This window comes from Stenotrophomonas sp. STEN054 (genome assembly GCF_056854535.1).
The window spans coordinates 36,829-61,680 of the sequence record NZ_JBXFWG010000005.1 but is presented as its reverse complement, the minus strand read 5'-3'; the positions used below and the strand labels follow the sequence as shown (position 1 = coordinate 61,680).

General features: G+C 63.3%; 22 protein-coding genes and 1 pseudogene. 8 read left to right on the top strand and 15 right to left on the bottom strand.

Annotated features, from left to right (window positions below; genetic code table 11):
- Nucleotides 1-285: 285 nt before the first annotated feature.
- A complete protein-coding gene (locus tag AC1VXD_RS03145; RefSeq protein WP_482990786.1) occupies nucleotides 286-636 on the bottom strand; it encodes a hypothetical protein in 351 nt (116 codons plus the stop codon).
- A 556-nt stretch (nucleotides 637-1,192) separates the two neighbouring features.
- Between AC1VXD_RS03145 and AC1VXD_RS03140 the strand changes: the two genes are divergently transcribed.
- The gene (locus AC1VXD_RS03140) at nucleotides 1,193-1,717 is read left to right on the top strand and encodes a DUF6622 family protein (protein ID WP_482990785.1); all 525 of its coding nucleotides are present in this window, start codon (nucleotides 1,193-1,195) and stop codon (nucleotides 1,715-1,717) included.
- 127 nt (nucleotides 1,718-1,844) lie between these two features.
- Here the strand turns inward: AC1VXD_RS03140 and AC1VXD_RS03135 are convergent, their stop codons facing one another.
- The 12 genes and pseudogenes from AC1VXD_RS03135 to AC1VXD_RS03080 form a co-directional block, all read right to left on the bottom strand.
- Nucleotides 1,845-2,360 carry a tyrosine-type recombinase/integrase gene (locus AC1VXD_RS03135; RefSeq protein ID WP_482990784.1) on the bottom strand — a complete coding sequence of 172 codons (516 nt, stop codon included), beginning with the start codon at nucleotides 2,358-2,360 and terminating at the stop codon, nucleotides 1,845-1,847.
- A 320-nt stretch (nucleotides 2,361-2,680) separates the two neighbouring features.
- Nucleotides 2,681-3,610, bottom strand: coding sequence for an alpha/beta hydrolase (locus AC1VXD_RS03130; RefSeq protein WP_482990783.1), 930 nt, complete (start codon nucleotides 3,608-3,610; stop codon nucleotides 2,681-2,683).
- Nucleotides 3,610-5,748 carry a TonB-dependent siderophore receptor gene (locus tag AC1VXD_RS03125; RefSeq protein WP_482990782.1) on the bottom strand — a complete coding sequence of 713 codons (2,139 nt, stop codon included), beginning with the start codon at nucleotides 5,746-5,748 and terminating at the stop codon, nucleotides 3,610-3,612. The genes AC1VXD_RS03130 and AC1VXD_RS03125 overlap by 1 nt, the downstream gene beginning before the upstream one ends.
- A gap of 37 nt (nucleotides 5,749-5,785) precedes the next feature.
- Nucleotides 5,786-6,493, bottom strand: a complete 708-nt coding sequence (locus AC1VXD_RS03120) for a superoxide dismutase (protein WP_482990781.1) — start codon at nucleotides 6,491-6,493, stop codon at nucleotides 5,786-5,788.
- 58 nt (nucleotides 6,494-6,551) lie between these two features.
- Nucleotides 6,552-7,988, bottom strand: coding sequence for a PepSY-associated TM helix domain-containing protein (locus tag AC1VXD_RS03115; RefSeq protein WP_482990780.1), 1,437 nt, complete (start codon nucleotides 7,986-7,988; stop codon nucleotides 6,552-6,554).
- Between the two features lies 1 nt (nucleotide 7,989).
- A complete protein-coding gene (locus AC1VXD_RS03110) occupies nucleotides 7,990-9,960 on the bottom strand; it encodes a TonB-dependent receptor (protein WP_482990846.1) in 1,971 nt (656 codons plus the stop codon).
- 200 nt (nucleotides 9,961-10,160) lie between these two features.
- Nucleotides 10,161-10,769 carry a DUF2946 family protein gene (locus AC1VXD_RS03105; protein ID WP_482990779.1) on the bottom strand — a complete coding sequence of 203 codons (609 nt, stop codon included), beginning with the start codon at nucleotides 10,767-10,769 and terminating at the stop codon, nucleotides 10,161-10,163.
- Between the two features lie 56 nt (nucleotides 10,770-10,825).
- A pseudogene (locus AC1VXD_RS03100) lies at nucleotides 10,826-11,292 on the bottom strand (hypothetical protein).
- A 3-nt stretch (nucleotides 11,293-11,295) separates the two neighbouring features.
- Nucleotides 11,296-11,733, bottom strand: a complete 438-nt coding sequence (locus AC1VXD_RS03095; RefSeq protein ID WP_482990778.1) for a protein tyrosine phosphatase family protein — start codon at nucleotides 11,731-11,733, stop codon at nucleotides 11,296-11,298.
- Nucleotides 11,730-12,161 carry a DUF6691 family protein gene (locus tag AC1VXD_RS03090; RefSeq protein WP_482990777.1) on the bottom strand — a complete coding sequence of 144 codons (432 nt, stop codon included), beginning with the start codon at nucleotides 12,159-12,161 and terminating at the stop codon, nucleotides 11,730-11,732. The genes AC1VXD_RS03095 and AC1VXD_RS03090 overlap by 4 nt, the downstream gene beginning before the upstream one ends.
- Complete coding sequence (locus AC1VXD_RS03085) at nucleotides 12,158-12,598, bottom strand: YeeE/YedE family protein (protein WP_482990776.1); 441 nt, start codon at nucleotides 12,596-12,598, stop codon at nucleotides 12,158-12,160. Before AC1VXD_RS03085 ends, AC1VXD_RS03090 begins: the two co-directional genes overlap by 4 nt.
- Nucleotides 12,595-13,536 carry an MBL fold metallo-hydrolase gene (locus AC1VXD_RS03080; protein WP_482990845.1) on the bottom strand — a complete coding sequence of 314 codons (942 nt, stop codon included), beginning with the start codon at nucleotides 13,534-13,536 and terminating at the stop codon, nucleotides 12,595-12,597. The genes AC1VXD_RS03085 and AC1VXD_RS03080 overlap by 4 nt, the downstream gene beginning before the upstream one ends.
- Before the next feature lie 172 nt (nucleotides 13,537-13,708).
- Here AC1VXD_RS03080 and AC1VXD_RS03075 point away from each other — a divergent pair, with 172 nt between their 5' ends.
- Nucleotides 13,709-14,002, top strand: coding sequence for a metalloregulator ArsR/SmtB family transcription factor (locus AC1VXD_RS03075; protein ID WP_312383068.1), 294 nt, complete (start codon nucleotides 13,709-13,711; stop codon nucleotides 14,000-14,002).
- Nucleotides 14,003-14,404: 402 nt separating this feature from the next.
- Complete coding sequence (locus AC1VXD_RS03070) at nucleotides 14,405-14,833, top strand: hypothetical protein (RefSeq protein ID WP_482990775.1); 429 nt, start codon at nucleotides 14,405-14,407, stop codon at nucleotides 14,831-14,833.
- A gap of 165 nt (nucleotides 14,834-14,998) precedes the next feature.
- Here the strand turns inward: AC1VXD_RS03070 and AC1VXD_RS03065 are convergent, their stop codons facing one another.
- Nucleotides 14,999-15,373 (bottom strand): winged helix-turn-helix transcriptional regulator, encoded by a 375-nt coding sequence (locus tag AC1VXD_RS03065; RefSeq protein WP_482990774.1) that lies wholly within the window; start codon nucleotides 15,371-15,373, stop codon nucleotides 14,999-15,001.
- A 167-nt stretch (nucleotides 15,374-15,540) separates the two neighbouring features.
- Between AC1VXD_RS03065 and AC1VXD_RS03060 the strand changes: the two genes are divergently transcribed.
- The 3 genes from AC1VXD_RS03060 to AC1VXD_RS03050 are packed head-to-tail and all read left to right on the top strand — an operon-like array spanning nucleotide 15,541 to nucleotide 18,075.
- Entirely contained in the window at nucleotides 15,541-16,554 is a 1,014-nt protein-coding gene (locus tag AC1VXD_RS03060) for a zinc-dependent alcohol dehydrogenase family protein (protein ID WP_482990773.1), read from the top strand.
- A gap of 27 nt (nucleotides 16,555-16,581) precedes the next feature.
- Nucleotides 16,582-17,562, top strand: coding sequence for an LLM class flavin-dependent oxidoreductase (locus tag AC1VXD_RS03055; protein WP_482990772.1), 981 nt, complete (start codon nucleotides 16,582-16,584; stop codon nucleotides 17,560-17,562).
- Nucleotides 17,563-17,577: 15 nt separating this feature from the next.
- Nucleotides 17,578-18,075, top strand: coding sequence for a DUF1993 domain-containing protein (locus tag AC1VXD_RS03050; RefSeq protein ID WP_482990771.1), 498 nt, complete (start codon nucleotides 17,578-17,580; stop codon nucleotides 18,073-18,075).
- Nucleotides 18,076-18,438: 363 nt separating this feature from the next.
- On the opposite strand, the gene AC1VXD_RS03045 is transcribed toward AC1VXD_RS03050, so the two are convergent.
- Nucleotides 18,439-18,855, bottom strand: coding sequence for a MerR family transcriptional regulator (locus AC1VXD_RS03045; protein ID WP_482990770.1), 417 nt, complete (start codon nucleotides 18,853-18,855; stop codon nucleotides 18,439-18,441).
- Nucleotides 18,856-18,882: 27 nt separating this feature from the next.
- On the opposite strand from AC1VXD_RS03045, the gene AC1VXD_RS03040 reads away from it, so the two are divergent.
- Nucleotides 18,883-19,578, top strand: coding sequence for a cation efflux transmembrane domain-containing protein (locus AC1VXD_RS03040; protein WP_482990769.1), 696 nt, complete (start codon nucleotides 18,883-18,885; stop codon nucleotides 19,576-19,578).
- Between the two features lie 485 nt (nucleotides 19,579-20,063).
- Entirely contained in the window at nucleotides 20,064-24,713 is a 4,650-nt protein-coding gene (locus AC1VXD_RS03035) for a hypothetical protein (RefSeq protein ID WP_482990768.1), read from the top strand.
- Nucleotides 24,714-24,852: the final 139 nt, after the last annotated feature.

Sequence of the window (24,852 nt, the reverse complement as noted above, 5' to 3'; positions counted from 1 at the left end):
GGATGCCCTTCGCGACCAACCGGCCGGGGTCGGATCCCTCCGCCCCGCGGAGGGCTCTGACCCCAGGTAGATCCACGCCACGCGTGGATGCCCTTCGCGACCAACCAACCGGGGTCGGATCCCTTCGCCCCGCGGAGGTCTCTGACCCCAGGTAGATCCACGCCACGCGTGGATGCCCTTCGCGACCAACCAACCGGGGTCGGATCCCTCCGCCCCGCGGAGGGCTCTGACCCCAGGTAGATCCACGCCACGCGTGGATGCCCTTGGCGGCCAACCCAAGAACCCTCACCCCTCCGGCCGCACCCGCTCCTGGATAAACGCCGTCAGCGCCAGCGCAGCCATCGCCAACCCCTCCAACACGCGATCCCCCACGTACTGATCCGGGTCTCCGTTCTGCTGCGCGCGAATCGCCGCCAGCAGAATCTCCTGCACCACGCGCTGGCCTGCCAACGCACAGTCCGCATCGGCCATGGCGATCTGCCGGCCGCGAAGGTGATGGCGCTCAGGCCAAGGCTGTCCGTCGGACGCCGCACCCGCACCAATGCTGTGCAGGAGGGCGATGAGGGTATTGGGATCCAACCCAAGCGAGGGCGCTTCCTGGATGGGGCGCGGGGGAGGGGAATGCGGCTGGTTCATGGCAGGCTCCGTGCAAGCAAGCGGAAGCCGCCACCGATAAAGGTGGCGGACGATGCGTGGCTCGAAAACCGGAGTTAGACAATGCCGGCGGGTACAAGACCCCCACGCACCGCCCGCCGTAGCCGGCAGACGGATTGCCAGCCGGCACCACGCGGGGTGGTGCCGGCTGACAAGCGTAAACAACGTCTAACATGCGGGTTTTCGACGCCCGGCCACCCGTTGTCGGTGGCACTGCCAGAGTTGCCTGATGCTGTTGGGATTGCCAAGAGGTTAGGGGCAATCCCGCCACCGTCCAATGCTCTTTCGTATTTTTCTTATAGGGTGCAGCGCAAGCAGATCCTTGGCAGACAAGGGCTTTGGCGTTTTTGCGACGAGTGCGTCAGATGGCCGATCAGGGCGCGCGGATGTGGCAAGTACGACACTGAGAGATGAGGCATGTACGGCCGAAGACGTTGGTGTAGTCGCTGACACCTGTCACTTGTCCAACCGGCCCGGTCCGTCAATAGTGAGCGCCATCCACCGCCCTCCGTGCGGGCACTCACTGAAAGGACCTCCCGTGACCCAGCTGCAGCCCATCCTCTCGCACACTCCGATCTGGGTCTGGGTGATCCTGGCGTACCTCATCACCCGCGGCGTCGCGGCCATGCGGCCAGGACAGACCTCGCTGCGGAGGCTGGCGATCGTGCCGGCCCTGTTCACTGTGTGGGGCATCTGGTCGATCAGCCACCGCTACGGCGGTTCGCTGGTGGCGTGGAGCGAATGGCTCGCCGGCATCTGTGCGGGTGCGATGCTGGGCTGGGTGCTGCTGCGCCGGGCGACGCTGACCGTGGATGAAGCAACGGGCCAGCTGTGGCGCAGCGCGGACTACAGTCTGCTGCCGCTGCTGCTGGCCACGTTTCTGGTGAAGTACGGGTTCGAGGTGGCGCTTGCGGTGTCGCCTGCGCTGAGTGCCGACGGCAGCTTCAGTGCCGCGTATCTGCTGCTGTCCGGCGGGTTCACCGGCATCTTTGTTGGCAAGTACTTGCGGTATCTGTCGGTGCTGCGCAAGGGCATGCCCAGTACTCTGGGCCCGGTGCATTGAGGTAGGGAGGAGCCTGGGCGCTTGCAGGCTCCTTTTGACCTGCCGTCCCATGAAGGTGTCTGCTTCTGGCCGAAAGCGGCCTCCAGATTGCCCTGAGCAGGCCGCGGTTCCTCTAGATACTCTCCCCCTAGGCCTCTGTTTGCTCCGCGAGTTCCAATGCGTCTTCAACCTCAATCCCTAAGTACCTCACAGTGCTCTCAAGTTTGGTGTGGCCCAGCAGGATCTGAACTGCGCGGAGATTCTTGGTCCGGCGATATATCAGCGATGCCTTGGTCCGTCGCATGCTGTGGGTACCGTAGCTGTTGCGGTCGAGTCCAATAGCTGTAACCCACGAGCCCACAATGCGTGCGTACTGTCGCGTTGAGAGGTGGCCATCCCTCAGCCCAGGGAACAAGTAAGATGCCGAACATAGCTGAGCTTTTCGGACCCAGTCGGCGAGCGCAGATCTCGTAAGCTCCGTCAGTTCAAAGTGAACTGATCTCCCCGTCTTGCGCTGCAAAACGATCGCCCTCCTGTCGATGGCCGAGCCATGCGACACGTCTCGAAGCCGTAGGCTGACTAGATCGCAGGCTCTTAGCTTCGAGTCGATCCCTAGGTTGAACAGCGCCAGATCACGAGTGCGGCCTGCAACTTGCAGGCGCACTCTGATCGACCAAATGTCGCTAAGCCTGAGCAGTGCCTTCTGACCGACCAGCTTCCTTTGTTCCACGGCGTGAAGTGAGATGACATGGGATGCTCCAGTTAAAGAGCACCTAGCGTGCCTCCCCTTGCGGCATCAGCTCAGTCTGGCCGGATCAAGACGCGGGCATCGTTGGCGCAGCTCACGGAAGGATCTATCGGGGTTAGATTGATGGCAGTTTCGGAGCAGAAGTGCGCCAGATGCGTGCACCATCACCCAAATGATCACGGCCCAGTCCTTGCGGGATTTCCAAAGCTTCTTTGCAAGGATGCGTTGCAGGGCCCTTACCTCCCCGACGTTGGCATCAGCTCCCGCACCTGCATCCAGGCAATGAACTGACCGAACCAGAGATCGCTGGTCATGCCCTTCGGCTGAAGGTCAAAGCCGTGCCCCCCACGTTCGTACAGATGCAGCTCCGCAGGTACACCCGCACCACGCCATGCGCTGTAGAGCAGGATGGGATCATTCGGCTGATAATCGTCGTCAGCAGCGCCAGCGATGAATGCCGGCGACGCATCTGCTGGCACAGGTGTGCGCAGGCCGCCGTAGATCAGACCTACGAAGTCCGGACGTGTGGCCTTGGGACCGATGGCAAGATCTGCAGCCAGGTAAGCGCCGCTGGAGAAGCCTATCATCCCCACCCTGCCTGGGATGACACCCCACTCACCGGCACGCTGCCGCACAATGGCCATGGCGCGCGCTCCGTCCTCAACGGCGTTCGGCTCGCCGGCAAACGGCGGCATCTCAACGGGCAAGCCCGTCTTGGCACGTGACATCACCTGCTCCATCTCTTTCATGTGCACCGCCGGAATGCGCATCGGCCCATCGCCGCTGCGCACTGTACGGTGCTTCAGCACAAAGGCAGTGATGCCACGCTCGGCCAGGGCGCGCGCTACGTCCGTGCCGCCGCGGACATAGCCAAGGGCAACAAAACCTCCGCCGGGAACCACGATGACCGCCGTTCCATTCTGCTTGCCGGGCGCGGGCCGGTACATCTCCAGGGTTGGCTCACTCACGTCGTAGATCAGCGTCTCGCCGGTATCCAACGTGTCGTGCAGCTCCTGCACGGCCAGTGGCTGCGACGTGCCAGCCGGATACAGCGGAATGACTACGCTGCCAGTCGACGTTGCTGGTGATGCGGTAGCAGAGGATGCGCAGATAACGGCCGACAGCAAGGCGGCGGCAGCGAGCCACCGCTTGAGAGGGTTGTCCATCAGAGGTCCATCCTGAGCGTGACGAATGCCGACCGGGGCTGGTTGGGTGCTACAACGGCGTAGCCCATGTACGAGGAGGGATCCCACGCCTTGCGTCCGGTGAGGTTGACCAGCGACAGTCCGAGCGTGAACCGCCCGAAGTCGTAGGATGCCTGGGCATCGAACACGGCATAGCCGGGAATGGCGACGGTATTGGGCAGGGTCAGCTCCCTGGCACTGACGGCGGTAACGCCCGCCCCGAAGGCCAGTCCTTTCGCCGGCCCCTCCAGCAGTCGATAGCGCGCTGCAAGGCGCCCGCTGTTGTCCGGAACACGCGCCACGCGATCCCCAGGAGAGGCACCTTCATCCCGCGTCGTGGTGTGCGCGTAGTTGGCCAGCAGCGAGAAGGCCGGTGTGGGTTCCCATACCACGTCCATTTCCACCCCGCGTGCCCGCTGCTGACCGCTCTGGATGTAGAAGCCCACGTTGTTCGGGTCCGACACCGCCACGTCCTCGCGCTTCTGCCGGAACACCGCGACGGTGCCGGAAAGCCCCCGGCTTGGCAGTGACAGCTTCACGCCCCCTTCCACGTTGGTGGACGTTTCAGGCTCTGGCGTGGCAAGGCCGATGAAGCCGAACGGTGCACGGAAGGCGGTCGCGTAGCCTGCAAACAGCGCGATGCCGGGGGCAAGGTCGTACGTTGCCCCGAAATGCGGTGACACATGGCTGAAGGTCTTGTCGTTGGCCACGCCGATATTGCTGTTCTCGACGAACTTCAGCGACGTCCAGCGCAGTGCGCCGGTCAGATGCAGACGGCCATAGGTCGCCTGGTCCTGGATGTAGCCGGCAATGGTCGTGAAGCGATCATCGGTGTAGGAGTTGACCGGCAACTGCGCCGTATAGCGAAGCATGTAACGAGGATCGGCGAGGTTGATCACCCCGGAAGGACTATCGCTGATGAACAGGCCCATGCCACTGTAGAAGCTTGTCCAGTCGTAGTTGATGCCGCCCAGCAGAGTGTGCTCCCCGCCCAGCATGTCAGTCTTGACAGAGAGGTTGGCATCCAGCGTTGCTTCTTTCGTGCGGTTCACCATCGTGATCGGGAAGACGTCGTACTCCGGTGCAACTGTGTCCGTTGGGGCCAAGCCAGGGAAGACGAAGCTGCCGCTCTCATCGACCTTGCCGCGGAAGTAGCGTGCGGTCACGGTCAGTTCGGCCCGGTCTGAGAATGCATGCCGCAGGGTGGCAGTACCCATCTTGCTATCGTTGCTGGTCAACGGTTGGCCGTCAGGCGAGCCGGGGAAGGCGTTCCGATCCAGCATGCCGACCAGGGCCGCATCAGCAGGCAGGCCGGAATACTCCAGAGCGCGACGGCGGTTGAACTGTCCTTGCAGCAGCAATTCGGTCGCCTCGCTCAACTGCATCAGCAAGCTGGGCTGCAACGACCAGCGCTCGCCATGAACCTCATCGATCCAGCTGTCGTTCTTCTGGTACTCCGCACCGATCCGCGCTGCGATGGTAGAAGACAGGGGAACGTTGATATCCGCGTAGGGGTTCCAGGTGGAGAAGCTGCCCCCGCGCAATGCGACGTAGCCGCTGGACGCCGATGGGTCCGGGCGTTCGCTTTCAATGTTGATGACGCCGCCGAGCGGCGTGCCGAGACCACCGCCATAGAGCGTCGCACTGGGCCCCTTCAGCACGCTGATGCTGGAAATACCCACCATGCCGGTGGGGTCGTAGGCCTGCTGGTTGCCTGCAAACAGCGGCAGGCCGTCCAGATAGACCTCGGCGGGGAACCCACGCACGATGGGCGGAATGAACAGATTCTCGTCCGAGCGCGTAGGGCTGACGCCGGAAACGTTGACCAGTGCCTCGCCCAGTGTGCGCCGGTCCTGCTCGCGCAGCAGAGTGCTGGTGATGACCTGCACCGACTGGGGCACTTCGGTGATGGGCGTATCGGTGCGGGTGGCGGCGGAGGTGGCCGAGGCGGTATAGGTGCCGCGCGCGGCGGTCACTTCCACCGGCTTCAACGTCCAGCTGGGCGCGTCATTCGACGCACGCGACGCGGGCGGCGATGCATCTTCTTCGGCGAAGGCCGACGGCGCCGCGCAGGCCAGTGCCAGGACGATGGCGGTGCTGATCAGGGTTCTAGGTGTCATGGCAGCCTAATTGATTAGTTGCGTTGCAGAGGGGGACTCAGCGCTTGCTGGAGGCTGCGTCATAGCGGGCATTGACCTGTTTCCAGTTGACCAGCGGCCACCAGGCTTTGATGTAATCGGCCCGCTTGTTCTGGTAGTGCAGGTAGTAAGCGTGTTCCCACACGTCCAACGCCAGAACGGGGGTGCCACGCTCGGCAACTGCATCCATCAGTGGGTTGTCCTGGTTGGCGGTGGTGGTGATAGCCAGCGAGCCGTCGTCCTTGACGATCAACCACGCCCAGCCGGAGCCGAAGATCTTCGTGGCTGCCTCCGAGAACTTCGTGCGGAACGCTTCTTCGGACCCGAAGGTCTCAGCCAGTTTGCTGCGCAGTGCCGGCGACGGTGTGCCGCCCTGGCCGGCAGGTGCCATCAGCGTCCAGAAGAGGCTGTGGTTGTAGTGGCCGCCGGCGTTGTTGCGTACCGCCGTGTCGTACGTCGAAATGTTCCGCTGGATATCCTCCAGCGACAGGCTCGCCAGTGTGGGGAAATCCTTGACCTTGGCGTTGAGGTTATCCACGTAGGCCTTGTGATGTCGGCCATGATGGATCTCCATCGTCTGCGCATCGATGGCCGGCTCCAGTGCGTTGCTGGCGTAAGGCAGGGCCGGCACCGTAAACGGCGTCTTGGCCGCATCGGCTGCAGAAGCGATACCGGAGAGCGCCAACAGCGGGGTGGCAAGCACGTACTTCAGGGAATGACGGTTCATGCGGTTATGTCTCCAGGCAGGGGAACAAACGATGCCCAGTTGGGCGTTGAACAACGAATCAGCGTGCCGGCTGCGCACGCCAGCCACGGGTAGCCAGGAAATCAAGCAAGCCCACCAGCAACAACGAGGCACCCACCAGCGGGAAGATCAGGCCGCCGATGCACAACAGCGCAAACACGCCGGCAACGCTGCGGCCCTGTCGTGGGAGAGGCGGAACGCCCAGGCCGCCGAGCGGGCGACGCTTCCACCACATCACCGCGCCGCTGGCACACAGCAGCACGATGGCGAGGCAGGCCATCAGCAGGAACAAGCGGTTGGCCGTGCCGTATTCCTGGCCGAGATGCACGTTGATGCCCCACTCAAGCCCGCGCCCGAGCGGGCCGTAGTCGGCGTAGGTCATGTCCAGCAGCACGTTCCCGCTGTACTGGTCCAGATGGACAACCCGCTGCTGGTCCAGCGCCTCTGGATAGGCCGAAGCGGTGTACACGCCCATGGCACCGCGCGGCAGGCTGACGCTGTAGCCGGGGGCCAGGCCCAAGCGCTCGAACGCCTGGATGGCTGCATCGATGCCGATCGCGCCCGGTTGCGGGGCCAGCTCGCCAGAAGCGCTCCCGCCATGCCCATCATGCCCTTCGTGCCCGTCGTTGCTGCCGGGCCGCACCGCGTGCTGGGCATGGGCCAGGTCGGAGACGGGCAGCTGGGCCTGCTGCATCGACCAGGTTGGGGTGGTGGTGTCGGCCAGGCGTTGGTGTGACATCGGCACATCTACGCGTACACCGGCTGGGTAGCCGTAGTCGTGGCCATTGGCCCAGGCGTTGACCTGCTTGCCCCACACCACCGACCACGGCATGCCGGTGACTGCCAGAAACAGCAGCACCAGACCGACCCAGACCCCGGTGACCGCATGCAGGTCCCGCCAGAACAGTCGCTGGCGGGGCTGCCCCCGCATGGTGATCACACCGCCCTTCTGGCCACGCGGCCACCACAGGTAGACGCCGGTGGCGACCAGCAGGATGGCCCAGCCCGCAGCGATCTCGATCAGTGCGCTGGCATAGGCTCCCAGCAGATCCAGACTGTGCAGGCGCCGGACGACGCCAGAGAACGTGCCTTTCTCGGGCAGATGGCCCAGCACCTGCGACGTGCCCGGATCCACGTAGTAGATCTGTCGGCGTCCATCCTTTTCGATGACGCCGATTTCCACACTGCCATCGGCACGTTCCGGTGTGGTGTAGCGGAAGACATCGCCTTCGGTCACAGCCTGCACGGCGGCGATATCTGCACTGGGCGCTGCCTTCTGCGCAGCAACCGGCTCGACCACCTTCAGTCCCGCGTGGACCCAACGATCAATGGGCTTCTGGTAGAGGTAGACCGCGCCGGTCAACGCAAGCCATGCGATGAAAGGCAGGACAAACAGTCCAGCATAGAAGTGCCACCGCCACACCGCACGGTAGAAGCGCAGCCGGTCCGCGACGGCAGGGGAGGCGGTGGCGTTCATCTCAGAGCTCCCGTGTCCAGGTCAGATAGAGTGCACGGCCGTCGCCAGGTGAATAGCCCGAGGATCCGCTGTCATACCAGGCGTACAGATAGGCCCGATCGGTGGCATTCTTCAGCTGCAGCGACAGCTGGTTGCGCAGGTTCAGCCGGTATGTGGCGCTCAGGTTGAGCAGCGCATAGCCGCCATAGCGGCCCAACGTATTGGTGCGCTCCACGTAGTAGTCACCCTGGCCGTTACCCCAGGCACTGAAGGTCCAGTCCGGCATGGGGCTGAACTCCACGCCAGCGCTGGCCAGCCAGTTCGGCACATTCTCGATCTGCCGGCCGCGGGTGGCCGGTGCGCTTGGATCGGGGACTTCGATGGTGGCCTTCTGCCGCGAATAGGACGCCCACGCCCGCCAACGTGCGTCCGGTTGCCAGTTGGCCTGCAGATCCCAGCCCCGGCGGCGCGTCTTGCCGACGTTGCCAACCTCATTGGTGCCGATGGTTCCGTTCACGCCGAGGATCGTGGCCACCTCGTCGGATGCGGTCTGCTCCCACACGGCAGCGCGGGTCTGCAGGCCCGCCACGGGCGACCATTTCAATCCCGCTTCCCAGCCCTCATTGACGGAAGGCGACAGATTGCCCGCCTGCGTGCGATAGGCGCCGTTACCGCTGCCGATCTGGAAGGTGCGCCCCCAGTTCCCGTAGGCCACCAGCGACTTGCTGATGTCATAGGAAGCGCTGAACTTGGGCTGCTTGATCAGGCCATAGTCGTATACCGGCGCCGAGCTACCCGAGGAGATGTTGGTGAAGTCGCCGTAGATACGATCCACGCGGTACGCCGGTACCAGCTTGAGCCGGTCGATCGGGCGGATCACCGCCTGCACGTAGGCACCGCGCGTATCCAGATCGAAGTCCCAGTCGCGCAGGGTGGCCTGGCGCTGACGCCGCACGGTGCGGTAGCGCTGGGCGATGTTGTCCTGCCATTGACCATCCGCGCCGGCATCCACCACCAGTTCGGCCAGCGCAGTGTCCGGCCGCCAGGTGGCATTGAGGATCAGACCGCGCTGGATTTCATCATTGAACCGCTCCTGCTGCGCACCACCTTCGGTAAAGGTGACCCAACGCTGGTTGCGGTAGTCGTTCTGGTAAGCCTTGGCGGCCCAGGTCCAGTCGGTTCCGATGCGACCGTCGAAGTGCAACGCGGTCTGGCGGGTCTCGCGTTCGCTGCGGTCATCCTTGGCGTAACCGGGTGACTGCTTCGGATCGGCCTGCAGTTCCGGGTAGCTCAGGTAGCCCGCTTCCAGCGCTGAGTTCTTGTAGTAGCGGGTCGTCAAGCCGCCGCGCCAGGCACCGTCGGGATCGGTGTAGAACCACTTGCCGGCAAAGCTGCGCTGCGTGGCGTCGGCGTGGTCACGCTCACCGGCCGACTGCCGCCAGCCGACGAAGTAATTCTGCGACCACGCCCCATGCTCGAAGCCTTTGGCCAGTTGTAGGTCCTGCGTGCCGAAACTGCCGGCAGTCATGCTCAGCTGGCCGTCATTACCGCCCTGTCGGGTGACCACGTTGACGTCGCCAGCGATGGCGTTGAGGCCGTAGCGCGCGTCGTTCGTGCCGCGCACGATTTCCATGGCGGTGATATCCAGCGGCCAGACCGCGTCCAGGTAGGGCATGCCTCCGGCGTTGTCGTTGCTGGGAATGCCATCGATCAGCAGCTTCACGGCATTGATGCGGCCCTCGCCGTTGAAGCCACGGAACGAGAATCGCCCTGCGTCGGTGCCCATCTTGAACTGGGTCACCTGCACGCCGGGCGCGTTCATCAGCAGCTCCCAGCTATGTTCGACGCGCTGCGACTGCAGCAGATCGCCGCCAATGACGTCGACGGAGCTGAAGACGGTGCGGGCGTTGCGGTCCCAAGCCCCGTCGTTGGTTACCTGTACGGTGCCCAGCGTAAGTGCAGTGCCATCCTGCGCGGATGCGTCGCTCGGCATCAGGGAAAGGCAGCCAAGCGCGGTGGCGAGGCTGAGCGAAAGCGCGGTGCGAGTGAGGTTCTGGGTCATGGTCACAGCAAACGGCACCACCCGGCATAAGCCAGCTAGTGCGGAGATCAGGAAACGCCGTTACGCCCCGCGCAGTCAGGCGCAGGCGATGAGTGGCATCGGCAGGGTGTCCGCGCGGCGGGCGCGGACGATCAAGCGCGCAGGGGAGGGCCGCGGGCGCCGAGGTGCCCGACGGCAATGCTGGAACCCCAGCTAAGCGTCCAGGCGCGGGCAAAGTGCGGCGGGCGCCAGCCGATCAGCGCGAGCAACAGCGCTACCAGCAGGCTTACCATGCGCGCCGCGATCAGGCAGTAGTCGCAGTCCACGCCCATGTCGTGCCCGGCATGCGGGTCGTTGCGGGGTTTGTCGGCGTGACCCTGCAGCGGACGCACTTCGGCATGTGCAGCCATTGCAGAGTGGTCGTGGTCGGCGGACATCGTCATTTCTGTCGCGTCGCCAGTACCGTGGTGGTGATGCTCGCCACCCTCATGCTGCTGCATCGCAGAAGGGTGATGTTCAATCGCGTGCACGGCTTCGCTATGGTCTGCTGCCGTGTCGTGCGCGAGCCATCGGCTTACCAATGGAGCAAGCACGATGAGCAGCATGGCGACGAACGCCATGAGGCTGAGGCTGCGGTGGAAGGCACGGAAGCGCACCCACGCATTGTAGGGCAAGGCCGGGCGGCTGCCCGGCGGCCAGCAGCCGGTGCGACATGTGGTCGCACCCGGCGCGCCTGAATGGAGGGCATGGACCCAGAACATGCGCGGCTGTCGTGCCTTGGTGCGTCGGTTCAAGTGCGGGGCTGGCAAGCATCCGGTCAGTTCACCTTCCACAGCATGTATGCGGCAGTAATGAAGATCAGTACCGCAAATACCGTGTTCAGAGCCCCACGATAGCTGGCAAGCTTCGTCGAAGTTGCTGCTGCTGCAGTACCGCCAGCCATGCCGGCAACGACGAACACTGCCGCGAGTTTCCAGTTGATCAGGCCTGCATGCGCGTAGTTCAATGCGGTGGTCATGCCTAATGCGGCGACGGCGACGGCGACGGCGACGAGCGAGCTTCCGACTGCGGCGATGATCGGCATTCCCGTCGCGGCCACCAGTGCGGGATTGACTGCAACTGCCAGTGCGCTGGTTCCGATTGCCACATGCGGTTCGTCCACTCCGACCACGTAGAGCATCAGTGGTACCGCCAGGATGGATCCGCCACCACCGCCCCCCCCAGGACGCAGCTGACCAGGACGCCAGACAGGCGCACCCACTGCAGCAGAGATAGCGTTTCCATATGTCAGTCGCCGGACGCCGGACCTTGCTGCAGCCTAGCTGCGATGGAGGACAGGTCATAGCCCGCGTCCGAGGCAACAGACAGGACGTAGGCAAACGCCGCTCCGTTGTGAACGACTTCCGACAGCGCCCAAAGCATCGCAGCGCGGGTACCGGTTCTGCAGTACGCGGCAACAGGGCGTGGCAGTGCGTCGATTAACTTGGCAAAGGTATGCACCTGATCATCGGTAATGACACCAGGCACTACGGGAAGATAGGCAAACTGCATGCCCGCCTGTTGGCAGGCAGCCTGCAGCGCATGGTGACCGGGCTGCTCCGGCTGTTCGTCGTCGGGCCGACTGCAGATCACGCTCGCAAAACCCTGCTCCTTCAGAGCTTCAATATCCTCTGGCAGGAGCTGACCGGATACCTTGAGGTTGGCAGAGAGTGGCTTGAGGTTCATGGTTGTCCCGTAGTTGCAGTGGGGCGATGAATGAGGCCATGCAGGATCACGCCTGCGATCATTGCCGTGGTGAAGATGATCGCGAAGGGTTGGCCGGTTCCCAGCAATGCGATGGCTGGGCCGGGACATACTCCGGCCAGTCCCCAACCCACGCCAAATATCGCCGCACCGGTCACCAAACGCCGATCGATGACGCGATGGGTGGGAATGTGCAGCGATGCGGCAAGCAGTGGTGTTCTGCGGGCGCGTATCCACAGGTAGGCTGCGCCGGAAGGAATCAGTGCGCCCAGCATGACCAGCGCCAGAGAGGGGTCCCAGGCGTGGCTCACATCAAGGAAAGCAAGCACGCGAGCAGGGTTGGCCATATCGGATACGACCAGTCCCAGTCCGAAGAGTGCGCCGCACAGGAACGCGGCAAGACGGATCATGCCGGGCCCCCGGCCACAATCTGTACCAGGGTTGCCGTGGCCATGCCCGCGAGCATGAACACGCAGGTCGCCACCACCGACCGCGGCGATGCCCTTCCCAGGCCGCAGACACCGTGCCCACTGGTACAGCCAGCGCCAAGGCGGGTTCCGTAACCCACCAGCAGTCCGGCAATCACCAATACCACTGCTCCGTTTGCGGAGAGCGCCGGCAGGGGTATGGGTTTGGCCGCCAACGCCAAGCCTGACGCCAGGGCAAGTCCTGCCAGGAACAGGGCAGCACTGCTGCGTCCGCCGTCACCCGGCATGCCCAGTGTCCTGGCAAGCAGACCCGAGATGCCAGCAACGCGCCCGAGAAGGAGCAGATAGGCTCCGGCCGCTGTTCCGATCATGGCACCGCCAGCGAGCGGCCAATACCAAGCCAGATGAGAGAGCGTCATAGCAGGTCCACCGGCAGCTTGAGGTAGCGCACGCCGTTTTCCTCGGGCTCGGGCAGATGGCCGGCGCACATGTTGACCTGCACGGACGGCAGGATCAGTCGCGGCATCGGGAGCGTCGCATCACGTGCTTCCCGCAGTTCCACGAACATTGCTTCGGTCACGCCCTCGTGCACGTGCAGGTTGGTTGTCCTTTCGACACCGATGGTGGTTTCCCATGCGAAATGGTCCCGGCCGGTGGCTTTGTAGTCATGGCACAGGAATACGCGGGCGGCGTCGGGAAGGGACAGCAGGCGCTGGATCGAGCGATACAACTGGCGCGCCGAGCCACCGGGAAAGTCGCATCGGGCGGTGCCGTAGTCCGGCATGAACAGCGTGTCTCCAGGAAATACGGCGTCGCCGATCACGTACGCCAGGCACGCGGGGGTATGGCCTGGCACGTGCAGCGACAACGCCTGCAGATTACCGATGCGGAAGGAGGCACCGTCGGCGAACAGGCGATCGAACTGGGTGCCATCCCGCTTGAATGCAGTACCGGCATTGAAGACCTTGCCGAAGGTTTTCTGGACAGCGGTGATGTGTTCGCCAATGGCCAGCGCGCCTCCCACCCGGTCCTGCAGCCAGGGAGCAGCGGACAGGTGGTCGGCATGCGCGTGGGTTTCCAACAACCATTGCACCTGCAGGCGCTCGGCGCGCACGAAGTCCACCAACGCCGATGCGGAGGAAGTGGACGTGCGGCCTGCGGCCATGTCGAAGTCCAGGACGCTGTCGATGATGGCGCACGCTGAAGAAGTTGGATCGCGTACGACGTGGCTGGCAGTGAACGTAGCAGGATCAAAGAACGTCTTTACGGAAGGTGAGGGAAGCAGGCCGGCACGCGCATCGCTGACCAGGCGCACAGCCTGCTCCAGGGGGGCGTCTATCGCTACGGATGGGATCATGACTGGCTCCAGGAAGCTTCGTGGCCTGATACTTACATAGTTACGTAATCGTTGCAACTATATATGCATGCTAGATTGGACGCGTGCGCCCATAGTCTTCGCATCACATCACCTGCCCAAGTTGCCCATACCCGTGACCAGCCCCCCATTCAGCCCGTCAGACCTAGCCACGATGAAGGAGCGCGTGCCCGAAGTGGCCGAGTTGCTGCGCTTCATGGCCACCCCCTCGCGCCTGTTGCTGCTATGCCAGCTTGCGCAAGGTGAAATGACGGTGGGCGGACTGGAAGAAGCCACCGGCATTCGACAGCCGGCGCTCTCCCAGCAACTGGCCGAACTCCGTCAACGCAAGCTCGTAGCTACCCGACGGGAATCGCGGTCGATCATCTACCGCATGGCCGACCCGCGCGTTGCAGCACTGCTGGGCGCGATGCATGGGATTTTCTGTGTGGACGATGCATCAACTTGACGTGACCTAAGGCGTCTTGGAAGAGGCGGGCTAGGCCCTGACCTGGGGGACTCTAGGCCATTGGCGTGGCCTGCTCCAAAATCAATTGGCCACAGCAGGCTCGAGGTCTGCCGCGGCCTGGGGATATTCATCAGGGATGGGGTGGCTGTCTGCTTCTGGCCGGAAGCAGACGCCGGGCCGACTGCGGCCCGCGCAAAGGGTGGTAATGTCGACTAGCGACCCATAGCGGTCATTGGTGCGGCCGCCGAGCCTAGCGCTGGGTCCGGTTATACGCCGGCTTATCAGCCGGACCCAGCGGGCCTAAGATCGAGCTGTATCAAGGGCAAAGCCCCACCATACGGTGCTTAGTGGATAAGTCGCATAACCGGACTCACGGGTCCGCCCATTAGGTAGTTGGACCGCATGACGGATCTCTCCGGCTTCAAGTACATCTGGGATGGGACTGATCCGGGCTGGGTCGTCCATCGCCGCATAGAGGATCGCGAGCACCTTTCGATAGTGTTTCCTGACGGAGCTGATTTCCTGGACCTGAAGGCCATGAGGGCCGTACTGCCGGAGCTGGCTGCTGCTTCCGCAGTCAATGTAATGGCACTGAAGGGGGCGTTGAGTTATGACCTTGGAGAGCACGAGTCTTCCATTGCACGCCGCCTCAAGGAAATGTGCGCCTCTCGGCAGCTTACGATTCGTTCGGAGGCCCAACGATTCGTCCGTTACGGAGTCCTCAATGAACTGCGGCGGGTCTACTGCCTTATCGAAGACGATGAACTGAACCGAGCAGTGGCTGAGCATGCAATCCATCAAGGAGTGCCGGTTCGCGAGTCAACCGGGTAGGCTGCGGCCTAACAACTCATTCAAGCCGACCTCACTGCGCGAATCGGCCTGATTCCGGATTCGCGACCGTCCGCTCCTGGCCGTAAGCGGACGCAATCAACCGGGACTAAATGGCATCGTTGCAACATCTGTAGATCTACCCCACGGTAAACCGTGAAATCGAGATCAAGCGCCCTTGGTGTGGCCGCCAGCCATCTTGCACTTGAGGAATGCCCAGTCGATCAATGTCTCGATGGCGGGGCCGAGTGCGAGGCCCAGCTCGGTCAGTGCATAGTCCACTTTTGGCGGAACCTGCGGGTAAACAGTGCGCGTAACAATGCCGTCCTTCTGCAACTCCTTGAGCTGCTGGATCAACATCTTCTGGTTCACGCCGACAACGCGTTTCTCAAGCTCTGAAAAACGAAGCGGTGCGCTCGCTGCGAATAGTTGAACGATGATCACGATCTTCCATTTCCCTTCAAGGACCCGTAGGGCCTCACTGGTCGCAGCCGCCCAGATGTGCTGCTGGCTGGGATCGTCGTTCTGCCACTGTGGCTTCATGTAGCTTACCTTTTTGTTAGTACCTTACCAAAAAGTAGGTACTTGCTCAGTGTGGTGGTCGCCGATAGATTCGGTTGCACAAGGTTGTCACCGAATATCGTGATTGGGAAGCAGTGGCCTCACCAGGGTGATGTGGGCTGCTTCCATCCATTTGGGAGCGCTGGAAAATGAAAGCTGTGCGTTGGACGACGGGCGAGAAGCCGGGATTGGAACTGCATGAAGAAGCGATGCCCGAACCCAGCCCGTACGAGGTAGTCGTGAAGGTACACGCGGCGTCGCTCAATTTTCGGGATCAGGCGATCCTTGACGGCGCGTATGGTGGCCCAACAAAGCCGAATGGCGTCCCTTTGTCGGACGGCGCCGGGGAGGTGGTTGCGGTCGGTCGAGCCGTCACGCGAGCAAAGGTGGGCGACCGCGTCACAGCTTCATGTTGCCAGCACTGGATTGGCGGACCTACGCGCCCGGAATATCATGCCAACAGCCTCGGCATGACGACGGACGGGTGGCTGGCCGAAGCGATTCTTCTGCACGAGAACGCGATTGTCCATCTGCCGGACTACCTGTCGTACGCAGAGGCTGCGTCATTGCCATGCGCCGCCGTGACCGCTTGGACGGGGCTGAACCTTTCGTCGCCTCTGCAAGCGGGAGAAACGGTGCTGGTTCAAGGAACTGGCGGCGTAGCACTTTTCTCGCTCCAGGTTGCGAAGATGTTCGGTGCGAAGGTTCTGGCGATCACCTCGTCGGATGAGAAGGCGAAAGTGCTCAAAGCGCTGGGTGCGGCTGACGTCGTCAACTACCGGACCCACCCGCGCTGGGACAAGGAGATTCTCGCCCTTACGGGTGGGCAAGGCGTCGACAAGACCATCGATATCGCGGGCGAGAAGACGATCGTACAGTCAGCGGCTGCGACCCGGATCGGTGGGGACATTTCGCTCGTCGGCTTCACGAGTGGCTTCGGCGGAGGCTTGCCCCCCATTGACATCCTCGCCAAGTCGCTTCGCGTCGCCGGCACTTCGATCGGTTCGCGGGCGAGCTTCGAATCACTGTTGCGAGCCATGGCCCTGCACGAGATGCATCCCGTACTCGACCGTGTGTTCCCGTTTGCGGACTACCAGGCCGCCTATCACCGCCTGAAGAGTGGTGAGCACGTCGGCAAAGTCGTGATTGATGTCGCGCACTGAACTTGTCGCTGAGAGCTGTCCGCAATAATGATTCCATTGTCCATTCTTGAGCTGGGTCGGGTGCGCGCCGGGTTTGATCGCCGCGCGGCTCTCGACGGTGCCCGCAATCTTGCGCAGCACGCTGAGCGGCTTGGCTTCCGCCGCATGTGGGTAGCCGAACACCACAACTCACCTGCGGTCACCACTGCGGCTACCTCGGTCATCCTGTCTCACATCGCGGCAGGCACGACAACCCTCCGAGTGGGCGCCGGGGGCGTGATGCTTCCCAATCACGCCCCTTATGTCATCGCAGAACAGTTCGGCACTTTGGAGACCCTGTATCCTGGCCGTATCGATCTGGGCCTGGGTCGCGCCCCCGGTACTGACCAGGCGACTTTGCGTGCTCTTCGGCGGGGTCCTGACAGTGCCGAGAATTTTCCGGAGGATGTACTCGAGCTCCAAGCGTTTCTAGCACCTAGAGGCACAGTTCAAGGAATTGAAGCCGTTCCTGGCTCCGGCACCAATGTTCCGCTGTGGATCCTGGGGTCGAGTCTGTTCGGGGCGAAGCTGGCTGCCGCACTTGGGCTCCCGTACGCCTTCGGATCCCACTTTTCGCCGCAGGCGCTTTATCAGGCTCTTGAAGCCTACAGAGCAGATTTCCGGCCCTCAAAGCAGCTGCGGAGGCCCTATGCAATGGTCGGGGTCAACGTCGTGGCCGCCGAAACAGACGAAGAAGCTCGCCTTCTCGCTACGTCTCAGCAGATGACGTTCGCCGACATGTTTCGGGGTATTCCGAGCCTGCTCAAGCCGCCCATTGCCGATATTGAAACCTACCGGACGAGCCGCGAGAAAGTGCAGACCGATCAGATGCTCAGCTGCAGCATTGTGGGCGATGCCAGGACCGTCCGCACTGGACTCACTCGACTGGTTGCAGACACGGGCGCCGATGAGCTGATGATCGTCTCGGACATTTTTGACTTCAGCAAGCGAGTACGCTCGCTTGAGATAACTGCCCAGGCAGCTACATAACTTTGGACAATGACGATGTTTGCAGAGATAACGCAATTCAAGAAAATGCTTCACACTCTGTCCCACCTCTTGGACAAGGCGCAGAGCCACGCCGATGCCAACAACCTCAATGTTGAGGTTCTGTTGGGTTCCCGCCTCGCGCCCGATATGTTGTCCTTTACCAGTCAGATTCAGATGGCGTGTGACACCGCGAGGCTTTCAGTATCGGTCTTGAGCGGCAATCAGGTGCCAGTGTCTGCGAACACCGAGAGAAGTGTTCCGGAACTCAGAGCTCTGATTGAGAAGACGATTGCATATGTGGCATCCATGGAGAAAGGCAACTTTGCTGGCTGGGAGTTGAGGACTGTTTCCCCCGCAGGCTGGTCAGGAGCGTTTCTCGGAAAGGACTATTTCCACCAGCATGCCGTTCCGAATTTCTACTTCCATACAGTGACTGCTTACGCGATTCTTCGTCATAAGGGTGTCCGTATCGGCAAGATGGACTACATCGGACGTCTTCCTTTGCTGAAGTAGCAACGAGCTGCTAACGGCGTCACCGATCCGTAGAGGATGGATTCGACGCCAGTTCCAATCGGGACTACCTGTAGCTGACCAATGGACGACAGCTGACCGCCGGGCAGCGATGGGCTGTCGTCCAGCCGTTGGGTGGTGCGGCTTGGCAGTCTCTGGCGACGCTCTGACCCCATTGACTGCACAACCTTGGCACTGACATATGGCTTCATGATGGTCGTCATCATGAGCGGTGGGCAATGCGAGGGCACCAGCCGGGCAAGCGGTGAACCGCACAGTAGTAGCCCGGTAGTGCGGTCTGGGATCTTTAAAACGTGGAGGCAGCCCGGTGCCAAAGTTGCCCGACCGTGCAGATACGCCTCGGTCTCAGGGGTCTGCTCTTAGCGGGGGCTGGAGGGCTTCAAGCACCCTGCATTCGGCAACGCGGCCGCCCGGGCAATTGCCAATCATCCGCTCCAGCTCGCCCTGCAGCGCCTGCAGATCATGGATCCGGCGCGTGATATTCGCGATGTGCGCTTTCACCACATCGTCCACCGAACTGCACTCGTGCTCGCGCTGTTCACCAAAAGCAATCAACTCGCGGATCTGTTCGATGGAGAAGCCAAGCTCGCGCGCGCGGCGCACGAACGACAGGCGCCGCTGGTCCTGGGCGCCGTAGTAGCGGTAGTTGCCCTCCGAACGCAGCGGCGGCTGCAGCAGGCCGATCTTCTCGTAGTAGCGGATGGTTTCAGCCTTGATGCCGGTCTGGCGGGCCAGCTGGCCGATGGTGAGGTGGGCAGGCATGGGCTTGACCTTGTAGGGGCTACAGGGTTGATAACGGTTGCGTCATCCGTTTTCAAGCAGAAGCGCACCATGGATCATTGCTGCGGCCACAAGCGCCAGGAACTGGAAGCACTCGCCCTGCACGGCGCGCAGCGGCGCGTGCTGGTGGCGGTGCTCATCATCAACCTGGCGATGTTCTTCATCGAGTTCGGTGCGGGCATCGTGGCGCACTCCAGTGCCCTGCAGGCCGATGCCGTGGACATGCTGGGCGACGCGATCGTGTACTGCCTGAGCCTGTGGGCAGTGAACCGGGGGGCGCGCTGGGAGGCTGGTGCTGCCCTCGCCAAGGGGCTGCTGATCCTGGCCTTCTTTGTCTTCATTGTGGTAGAGGTGGTCGGCAAGCTGATCCACGGCGTGCCGCCTTCCAGCGGCTTGATGCTCGGGTTTGGCGCCATCGTGCTGGGGGCCAATCTGGCGTGCCTGGCACTGCTGTGGCGGTTCCGCGCGCTCAATATCAACATGAAAAGCACCTTCGAGTGCTCCCGCAATGATGTCGCCGCCAACATCGGTGTGCTGCTGGCTGCCGGTGGCGTAGCGCTGACCGGAAGCGGCTGGCCGGACATCGCAGCAGGCGCGGTGATCGCGCTGCTGTTCCTAAAGTCCGCGCTGGGCGTGATCGGCGAGGCGTGGCCCGCGTGGCGTGCAGCGGTAAAGCAACAAGGCGTTGGGGCAAGCGCAGGCTAGGACCGTGCCGCATGGACGTCCGCTTCTGGCCGGAAGCGGTCATTGAGACCGCTTGGTGGGATGCTAGGTGGTAACGTCTGCTTTCGACCAAAATCGCATACTGCGGTTTGAGGCGCGCTGCGGATCATCCAAGCGGCACCGCCGCCTTCAATCAAACTTTGAGATGCCAGCGGCGCATGCGGCGTGATAATTACCCTCTGCCTAGCGCGGCGAGTGGAGCTACGCGTGTCTATCAACATGTTCTTGGGCATCTCGCGCATCAGCCCCACGGCAACCTCCAGCAGGGCGATTAGGACGCATCGGACCTACACGAGACGCAGGACGCGCCCTCATCCACCTCATCGGAGCTCTCCAAGCACTGTCGCGCCCTCGAAATTCTCTAGTAAGATTCCGGTGCCGCACACGTTAGGCCGGGGTCCGTGCGAGGCCCCCACTGAGTGGGGGCACCGTGCCGGCGAGGTGCGCCGTCTTTCGAGAGAAAGGGAATGGCAGTAGCGCTTACCTCAGACCTTGACCAGCTCAAGGCCCTGGTGCAGGCCATCGATCCGCCGACACGATTGGAGCACCTGACCGCCGCGCTGATTGGAGAGCTGGTCGGGGTCTCGGTCGCGGTGGCCAAATCGGGCTTCCAGTACGGGGCGGACGCCGGCACCACCGGACGACAAGAGCGGTTCTTACGCATCGAATGCAAGCGCTACCGGGACGACACCTCGCTCAATGACCGGCTTCTGCTGGGCGAGATCGATCAGGCGATCGTGGCGGACCCGGCACTGGAGGCGTGGATCCTGGCCGCCACGCGCGAGGCCGATGAGCAGCTCGAGAGGCAGCTGTTCAAGCACGGCAACGGCTACGGCATCGCCATCCTGATCGTCGACTGGAAATCTCACGACGACCCTGCCATGGCCGCGCTGCTGGCCTCCAATCCCGCGCTCGTATCTAAGCTGCTCGATCCGGCCGCCGGTGCCTTGGCCGCCCGGCTGGCAAAGCCCTTGGGCGCGGCGATCGAGCGTCTGCGCCGCGATCTGGCCGCTTGGCACATCGGCACCGCCGTCGTTCGTCGTCAGTCGTTCGCGCGCCTGCGCTCGATATGGACCGATCCGCGCCAATCGCAGTCTCACTTCGGCCAAGTCGTGTCCGGTGGCGCCAAGCGACACATCCACCGCGCGCAGGTGTTGCGCCAGTTGGACGAGTGGTGGAGCGAACACACCGGTACCGCGTCGCCGGCCTGCGTGACCGGCTTGTTCGGCGTGGGCAAGACTTGGGCGGTTATCGATTGGCTGATCGAGCGGGCCAACCACCTGCCGGCCACCTTGCTCATCCCGGCCGCTGCGGTAGGTGGGCGGGATCTAGGGTCGGTGTACGAGGTCAAGTCCTTCTTGGCCGAGCGCTTGCTCGAGATGATGCATGTGCGCGATGCGCAATATTGGCGCGCCCGACTGGAGCGTATGCTTCTGCGCCCGCCCGCTGAGGGGCCGGTCCTGCTGGTGATCTTCGACGGCATGAGCCAGCAGCCGCAGGCCAACTGGGAAGGCCTGCTCAAGGTCCTGCAGGGCGTGGAGTTCGTCGGTCGGGTGCGCACGATCACGACCACTCGCATGCTTCATTTCGACGTCAAGCTGCGGCGGCTCGCGTCGCTGGTGGATCGTGCCGTGGCTTTCGAGGTGGAGGGATACGACCTCAAGCCCGACGGCGAGTTCGACCAGATGCTCGCTTTGAACGGCTTGCGCCGCGCGGATTTACACCCTGACCTCTACACGACCGCGCGGATACCCCGGCTGTTCGATCTGGTGATCCGCTTCCACGAGCGGCTCGTCGACGCCGGCGCGGTGACCTTGCATCGGCTGTTATGGGAGTATGGCAGCGATAGCGCCGGCGCGTCGGCAAACAAGGCGTTCTCCGCGCCGGAATGGGCCGAATGGCTGCGCGCGGCGGCCATCGGGTTTCAGCAGGGCAACCGTTCCTATTCGCTCAAGGCGCTCAGTGATTCCGCCGCACGCTCGGACCTAGCCCCAGGGGAGGTATACCAGCGCCTGAGCGAGCTGGCCGATTCCGCGTTCTTCACCCGGCTTTCGGACGGCACGCTGCAACTGACACCCTCGCTGGTGAACCACGCCCTCGGCGCCACCGCCGTGCAGTTGCTGTCCGCCAGCCCGCACGCCACACGCGAGGCGCTGGAGTCCGCACTCGAGCAGTGGCTCGATCCCATCAGTGGCCTAGACCAGCGCCCGGAAATCCTGCGTGCCGCCGTATCCATCGCCCTCGAGTCGGGACCGCCCCGCCCCTTGCTCGGCGTCCTCACGGCGGCGTGGCTGCAAACGCAGAATTTGGCCGAGAACCATCAGGCCGAGGTGCAGGCGCTGGCGGCTGAAATGCCCGACGCGTTGCTCGATGCGATCGAGCTGTCACATCGCTACAACCACGCGGCCAGCCGGCACACCGCGGTCGAGGCACTGCGTGGCATTGACCGCGGCAATACGTCGGTGCGTGCGCGTATATTCGTCCGCGCCGAGCAATGGCTGCGCGTCATTTCGCGCGAGGTGGACCTGCGCACTAATTCCGAGCCGGACGCGGAAGGCGATGCGCACCGGCGCAAGCGATGGATCGAGCGCATCGGCGTCTATGCCTCGGGCCCGATCATGCTCCTGGGCGAGGCGATGGTTCTGGTTGATCGCGATGAGGGCCAGTGGACAGACCACTTGCCCGCCCTGGTCGAGGGTTACCCGCTGGTCGATGCGGTGCCCGCGTTGCGCTTGGCTGCCATTGCCGCGGCCGCCGGCTCGAACCATCGGGCGTGGGACCAGCTGCGCTGGGTGTACCTGTTCAATTCGGTCGATGCCGATCCCGTCGCCAAATGCGTGCGGGCGGCCGCAGCAGACATGGCAAGCCGCGTGCCTGAAGTCAACGTACATCCGCAACTGGCGCGGCGGGTGACCGAATTACTGCTGCACGTGTCGGGCCGTGAAGAAGACAACGAGGCCGCAGCGGCACTGAACGTGGTCATGGGCCGACCGTTTACGTACGAGGAGCACTACCTGTCCGATCCCGGCCGAAGCCTATACTTTCGGCTGGAGCGCCGACACGTGTCAGCGGTGCTGGTGGATGAGACCCTGCCGCTGCACGTGCGTCTGCGCAAATGCGATGACGTGTGGTTCGATCCGAGTTTCGAGCCACCCGCCGCCTTCTGCCAAGCCGTCGCCGACGCGGCGCGCGAGTTCCCGCTGGTCGACATGCGAACCGGCCCTTACGCGACCCGCGAAGACATTAGCTTCGATGAGCAGCAGGCGGTCCTGGCGCGCTGCGCGCCGCGGGTGCTGGCGGACTTGCATCGCAAACTGGTGACGCGGGCTCCGATGACTGTGGTTGCACGCGCCGCGAGCGCCTGGCACCAGACTGATGCGCTCCTGTTGCACGGGCCCCCGCAGGCCGCAGCGGCCCGAACCTTGCGAACATTCGAACGCGATCCCCGCGAAGGCGATGAGACCCATGCCGCGACGCAGTTGCTGCTGAGCGAACTGACCGATCTCGACGCACTGGCGCAGGCGGTGCTGGTCGTGGAAGCCGACCTGTCGGGCATCGCGACGAGGATCACCGATGACCTGTGCCCGATGAACAGCACTGAGGTCGATCAGTTGATCGAGCGCTATCGGTTTGGCTCGCCCAAGCAGCAGCAGGACGTCTTGGTGCTGTTGATCACCGAGCCACCGACGCTGAGCGATAGGGCATGGGGCTGGCTGCTGGACAAGACGAACTCGACCGACGAGATCGACGTGCGTCTGGCGTTCATGGTTATGTCCGCCGCCGATCCCCGTCGCCTTGGTACGCACTTGGACCAGGCGGGCTGGGGCTTTACGCTCCATGGCGACACGTTCGCGGCGCACGCGGCATCAGGTGCGCTCATCGAGGCCACACGCGGTCAGCCGTTCGAGCAGGTTGCCATGCGCCTGGCGCCGTGGCGCTTGTTGGAGGCCGTGCGGCTGCGCGGAAACGACGCCTCGGAAGTCCGCGCCGCCATGGAGCGGCTGGATGCCATCCTCGCCGGTGGTCCGCATGATGCCCCCGACCCCGGCGCTCAGATCTTCGTCCAGCGCACGGACGCATCGAAACGACCGCCGTGGTACTCAGTTCGACCCATGCCGCCCGAGGATCCGAACTCGGCCGAAGCATTCGAGCACGCGTTTGATGAAGCAGCGCAGCAGGAGGCGTACCAGCGTGCGAGCGAGACGGCACGCGGGCGCGTCGCCAAGGCGCGCAAGGAGGGTGCCAGCTTGTATCTAGAGTTCGTCACGCGCGAAGACGGGCAAGCCATCCTACAGCACGCTCCCGACCTGCTCACGCGGTGGATCGACGGACACGAGACTTCGAGCGCGGAGTTCGTGCGGCGCGTGCAGTTGGCCGAGGGCCTGTTCCTGGCGATCGCCGAAGCACTGCTCATTGCGCAGCCGGAGCTTGGGGCGAGCATATGGCGGTCCGTGGGCCATGCTATGCGCACACGGGTTATGGGCACGGCGAATCTGCCCGACCTTTGGCACATGCTGTTCCGGGTCCCGGCCTCGGCCGAGGTCATCGCTCTGCGCGAGGCTCTCCTTGACCCGGAGCACACTAACACCGATGCGCAGTTGTACGAACTGGCGCTCGCGGCGCAACTCAACGACGGCATGGCCTGGCTCGAGGCAGTGATCACGCGCGACCTGAACTCGCATGTACCTTGGCGCCAGCAGCGTGCGGAGGTCCTGCGCGGCTTCCTAGTCGGCAACGAGCTGCCGGTGGCCGACGCATGGCCTGAAGGCCCGTCGCGCTCGTGGGCCCAGGAGGTCCGTCGGGGTGCAGCACGCTTGCGCTACATGGAAGCCTGCGCCCGCCATTGGTGGCGCGAGTACTGGCGGCGCGACGACCCGGAAGAGGCTTTCGCTGCTTGGGTGTTGTTCAACTACTGCGCCGACCGGCGCGCCCTGTGCTGGATGCAGGAGGAGGCGGACGCCGCTACGGTGGATGAGGCGCAGCGGACCCGCAGGCACCGGCACTGGGCCATGAACCGGCCACGCTGGAAACACGGGGCCGAGAAGTCTGGTCTCTCCCTGCAGCGGACTTTCTTGCGCCGAATCACGGACGATATGGTGTGGCCCTGGCGCGATTAGCAACCACCTCCGCCCAAACGGAGGTAGGTTACGAGGTTCGAGACCGGGCGAAGCAATGACGCCTGGGCCAACCGCGCGAGGCAGAACGCCAGGGCCATAACCTTGTAGTGCAATCCGCTGCTGTGTCGACAGAAATTTC

What these genes read in the sequence shown, in the direction of transcription:
- AC1VXD_RS03085 (WP_482990776.1), bottom strand. Translation starts at nt 12,598, where the DNA reads ATGACGCTCTCTCATCTGGCTTGGTATTGGCCGCTCGCTGGCGGTGCC.
- AC1VXD_RS03045 (WP_482990770.1), bottom strand. Translation starts at nt 18,855, where the DNA reads ATGCCTGCCCACCTCACCATCGGCCAGCTGGCCCGCCAGACCGGCATC.
- AC1VXD_RS03130 (WP_482990783.1), bottom strand. Translation starts at nt 3,610, where the DNA reads ATGGACAACCCTCTCAAGCGGTGGCTCGCTGCCGCCGCCTTGCTGTCG.
- AC1VXD_RS03060 (WP_482990773.1), top strand. Translation starts at nt 15,541, where the DNA reads ATGAAAGCTGTGCGTTGGACGACGGGCGAGAAGCCGGGATTGGAACTG.
- AC1VXD_RS03050 (WP_482990771.1), top strand. Translation starts at nt 17,578, where the DNA reads ATGTTTGCAGAGATAACGCAATTCAAGAAAATGCTTCACACTCTGTCC.
- AC1VXD_RS03065 (WP_482990774.1), bottom strand. Translation starts at nt 15,373, where the DNA reads ATGAAGCCACAGTGGCAGAACGACGATCCCAGCCAGCAGCACATCTGG.
- AC1VXD_RS03080 (WP_482990845.1), bottom strand. Translation starts at nt 13,536, where the DNA reads ATGATCCCATCCGTAGCGATAGACGCCCCCCTGGAGCAGGCTGTGCGC.
- AC1VXD_RS03055 (WP_482990772.1), top strand. Translation starts at nt 16,582, where the DNA reads ATGATTCCATTGTCCATTCTTGAGCTGGGTCGGGTGCGCGCCGGGTTT.
- AC1VXD_RS03145 (WP_482990786.1), bottom strand. Translation starts at nt 636, where the DNA reads ATGAACCAGCCGCATTCCCCTCCCCCGCGCCCCATCCAGGAAGCGCCC.
- AC1VXD_RS03090 (WP_482990777.1), bottom strand. Translation starts at nt 12,161, where the DNA reads ATGATCCGTCTTGCCGCGTTCCTGTGCGGCGCACTCTTCGGACTGGGA.
- AC1VXD_RS03105 (WP_482990779.1), bottom strand. Translation starts at nt 10,769, where the DNA reads ATGTTCTGGGTCCATGCCCTCCATTCAGGCGCGCCGGGTGCGACCACA.
- AC1VXD_RS03125 (WP_482990782.1), bottom strand. Translation starts at nt 5,748, where the DNA reads ATGACACCTAGAACCCTGATCAGCACCGCCATCGTCCTGGCACTGGCC.
- AC1VXD_RS03115 (WP_482990780.1), bottom strand. Translation starts at nt 7,988, where the DNA reads ATGAACGCCACCGCCTCCCCTGCCGTCGCGGACCGGCTGCGCTTCTAC.
- AC1VXD_RS03095 (WP_482990778.1), bottom strand. Translation starts at nt 11,733, where the DNA reads ATGAACCTCAAGCCACTCTCTGCCAACCTCAAGGTATCCGGTCAGCTC.
- AC1VXD_RS03075 (WP_312383068.1), top strand. Translation starts at nt 13,709, where the DNA reads ATGAAGGAGCGCGTGCCCGAAGTGGCCGAGTTGCTGCGCTTCATGGCC.
- AC1VXD_RS03070 (WP_482990775.1), top strand. Translation starts at nt 14,405, where the DNA reads ATGACGGATCTCTCCGGCTTCAAGTACATCTGGGATGGGACTGATCCG.
- AC1VXD_RS03110 (WP_482990846.1), bottom strand. Translation starts at nt 9,960, where the DNA reads ATGCCGAGCGACGCATCCGCGCAGGATGGCACTGCACTTACGCTGGGC.
- AC1VXD_RS03120 (WP_482990781.1), bottom strand. Translation starts at nt 6,493, where the DNA reads ATGAACCGTCATTCCCTGAAGTACGTGCTTGCCACCCCGCTGTTGGCG.
- AC1VXD_RS03035 (WP_482990768.1), top strand. Translation starts at nt 20,064, where the DNA reads ATGGCAGTAGCGCTTACCTCAGACCTTGACCAGCTCAAGGCCCTGGTG.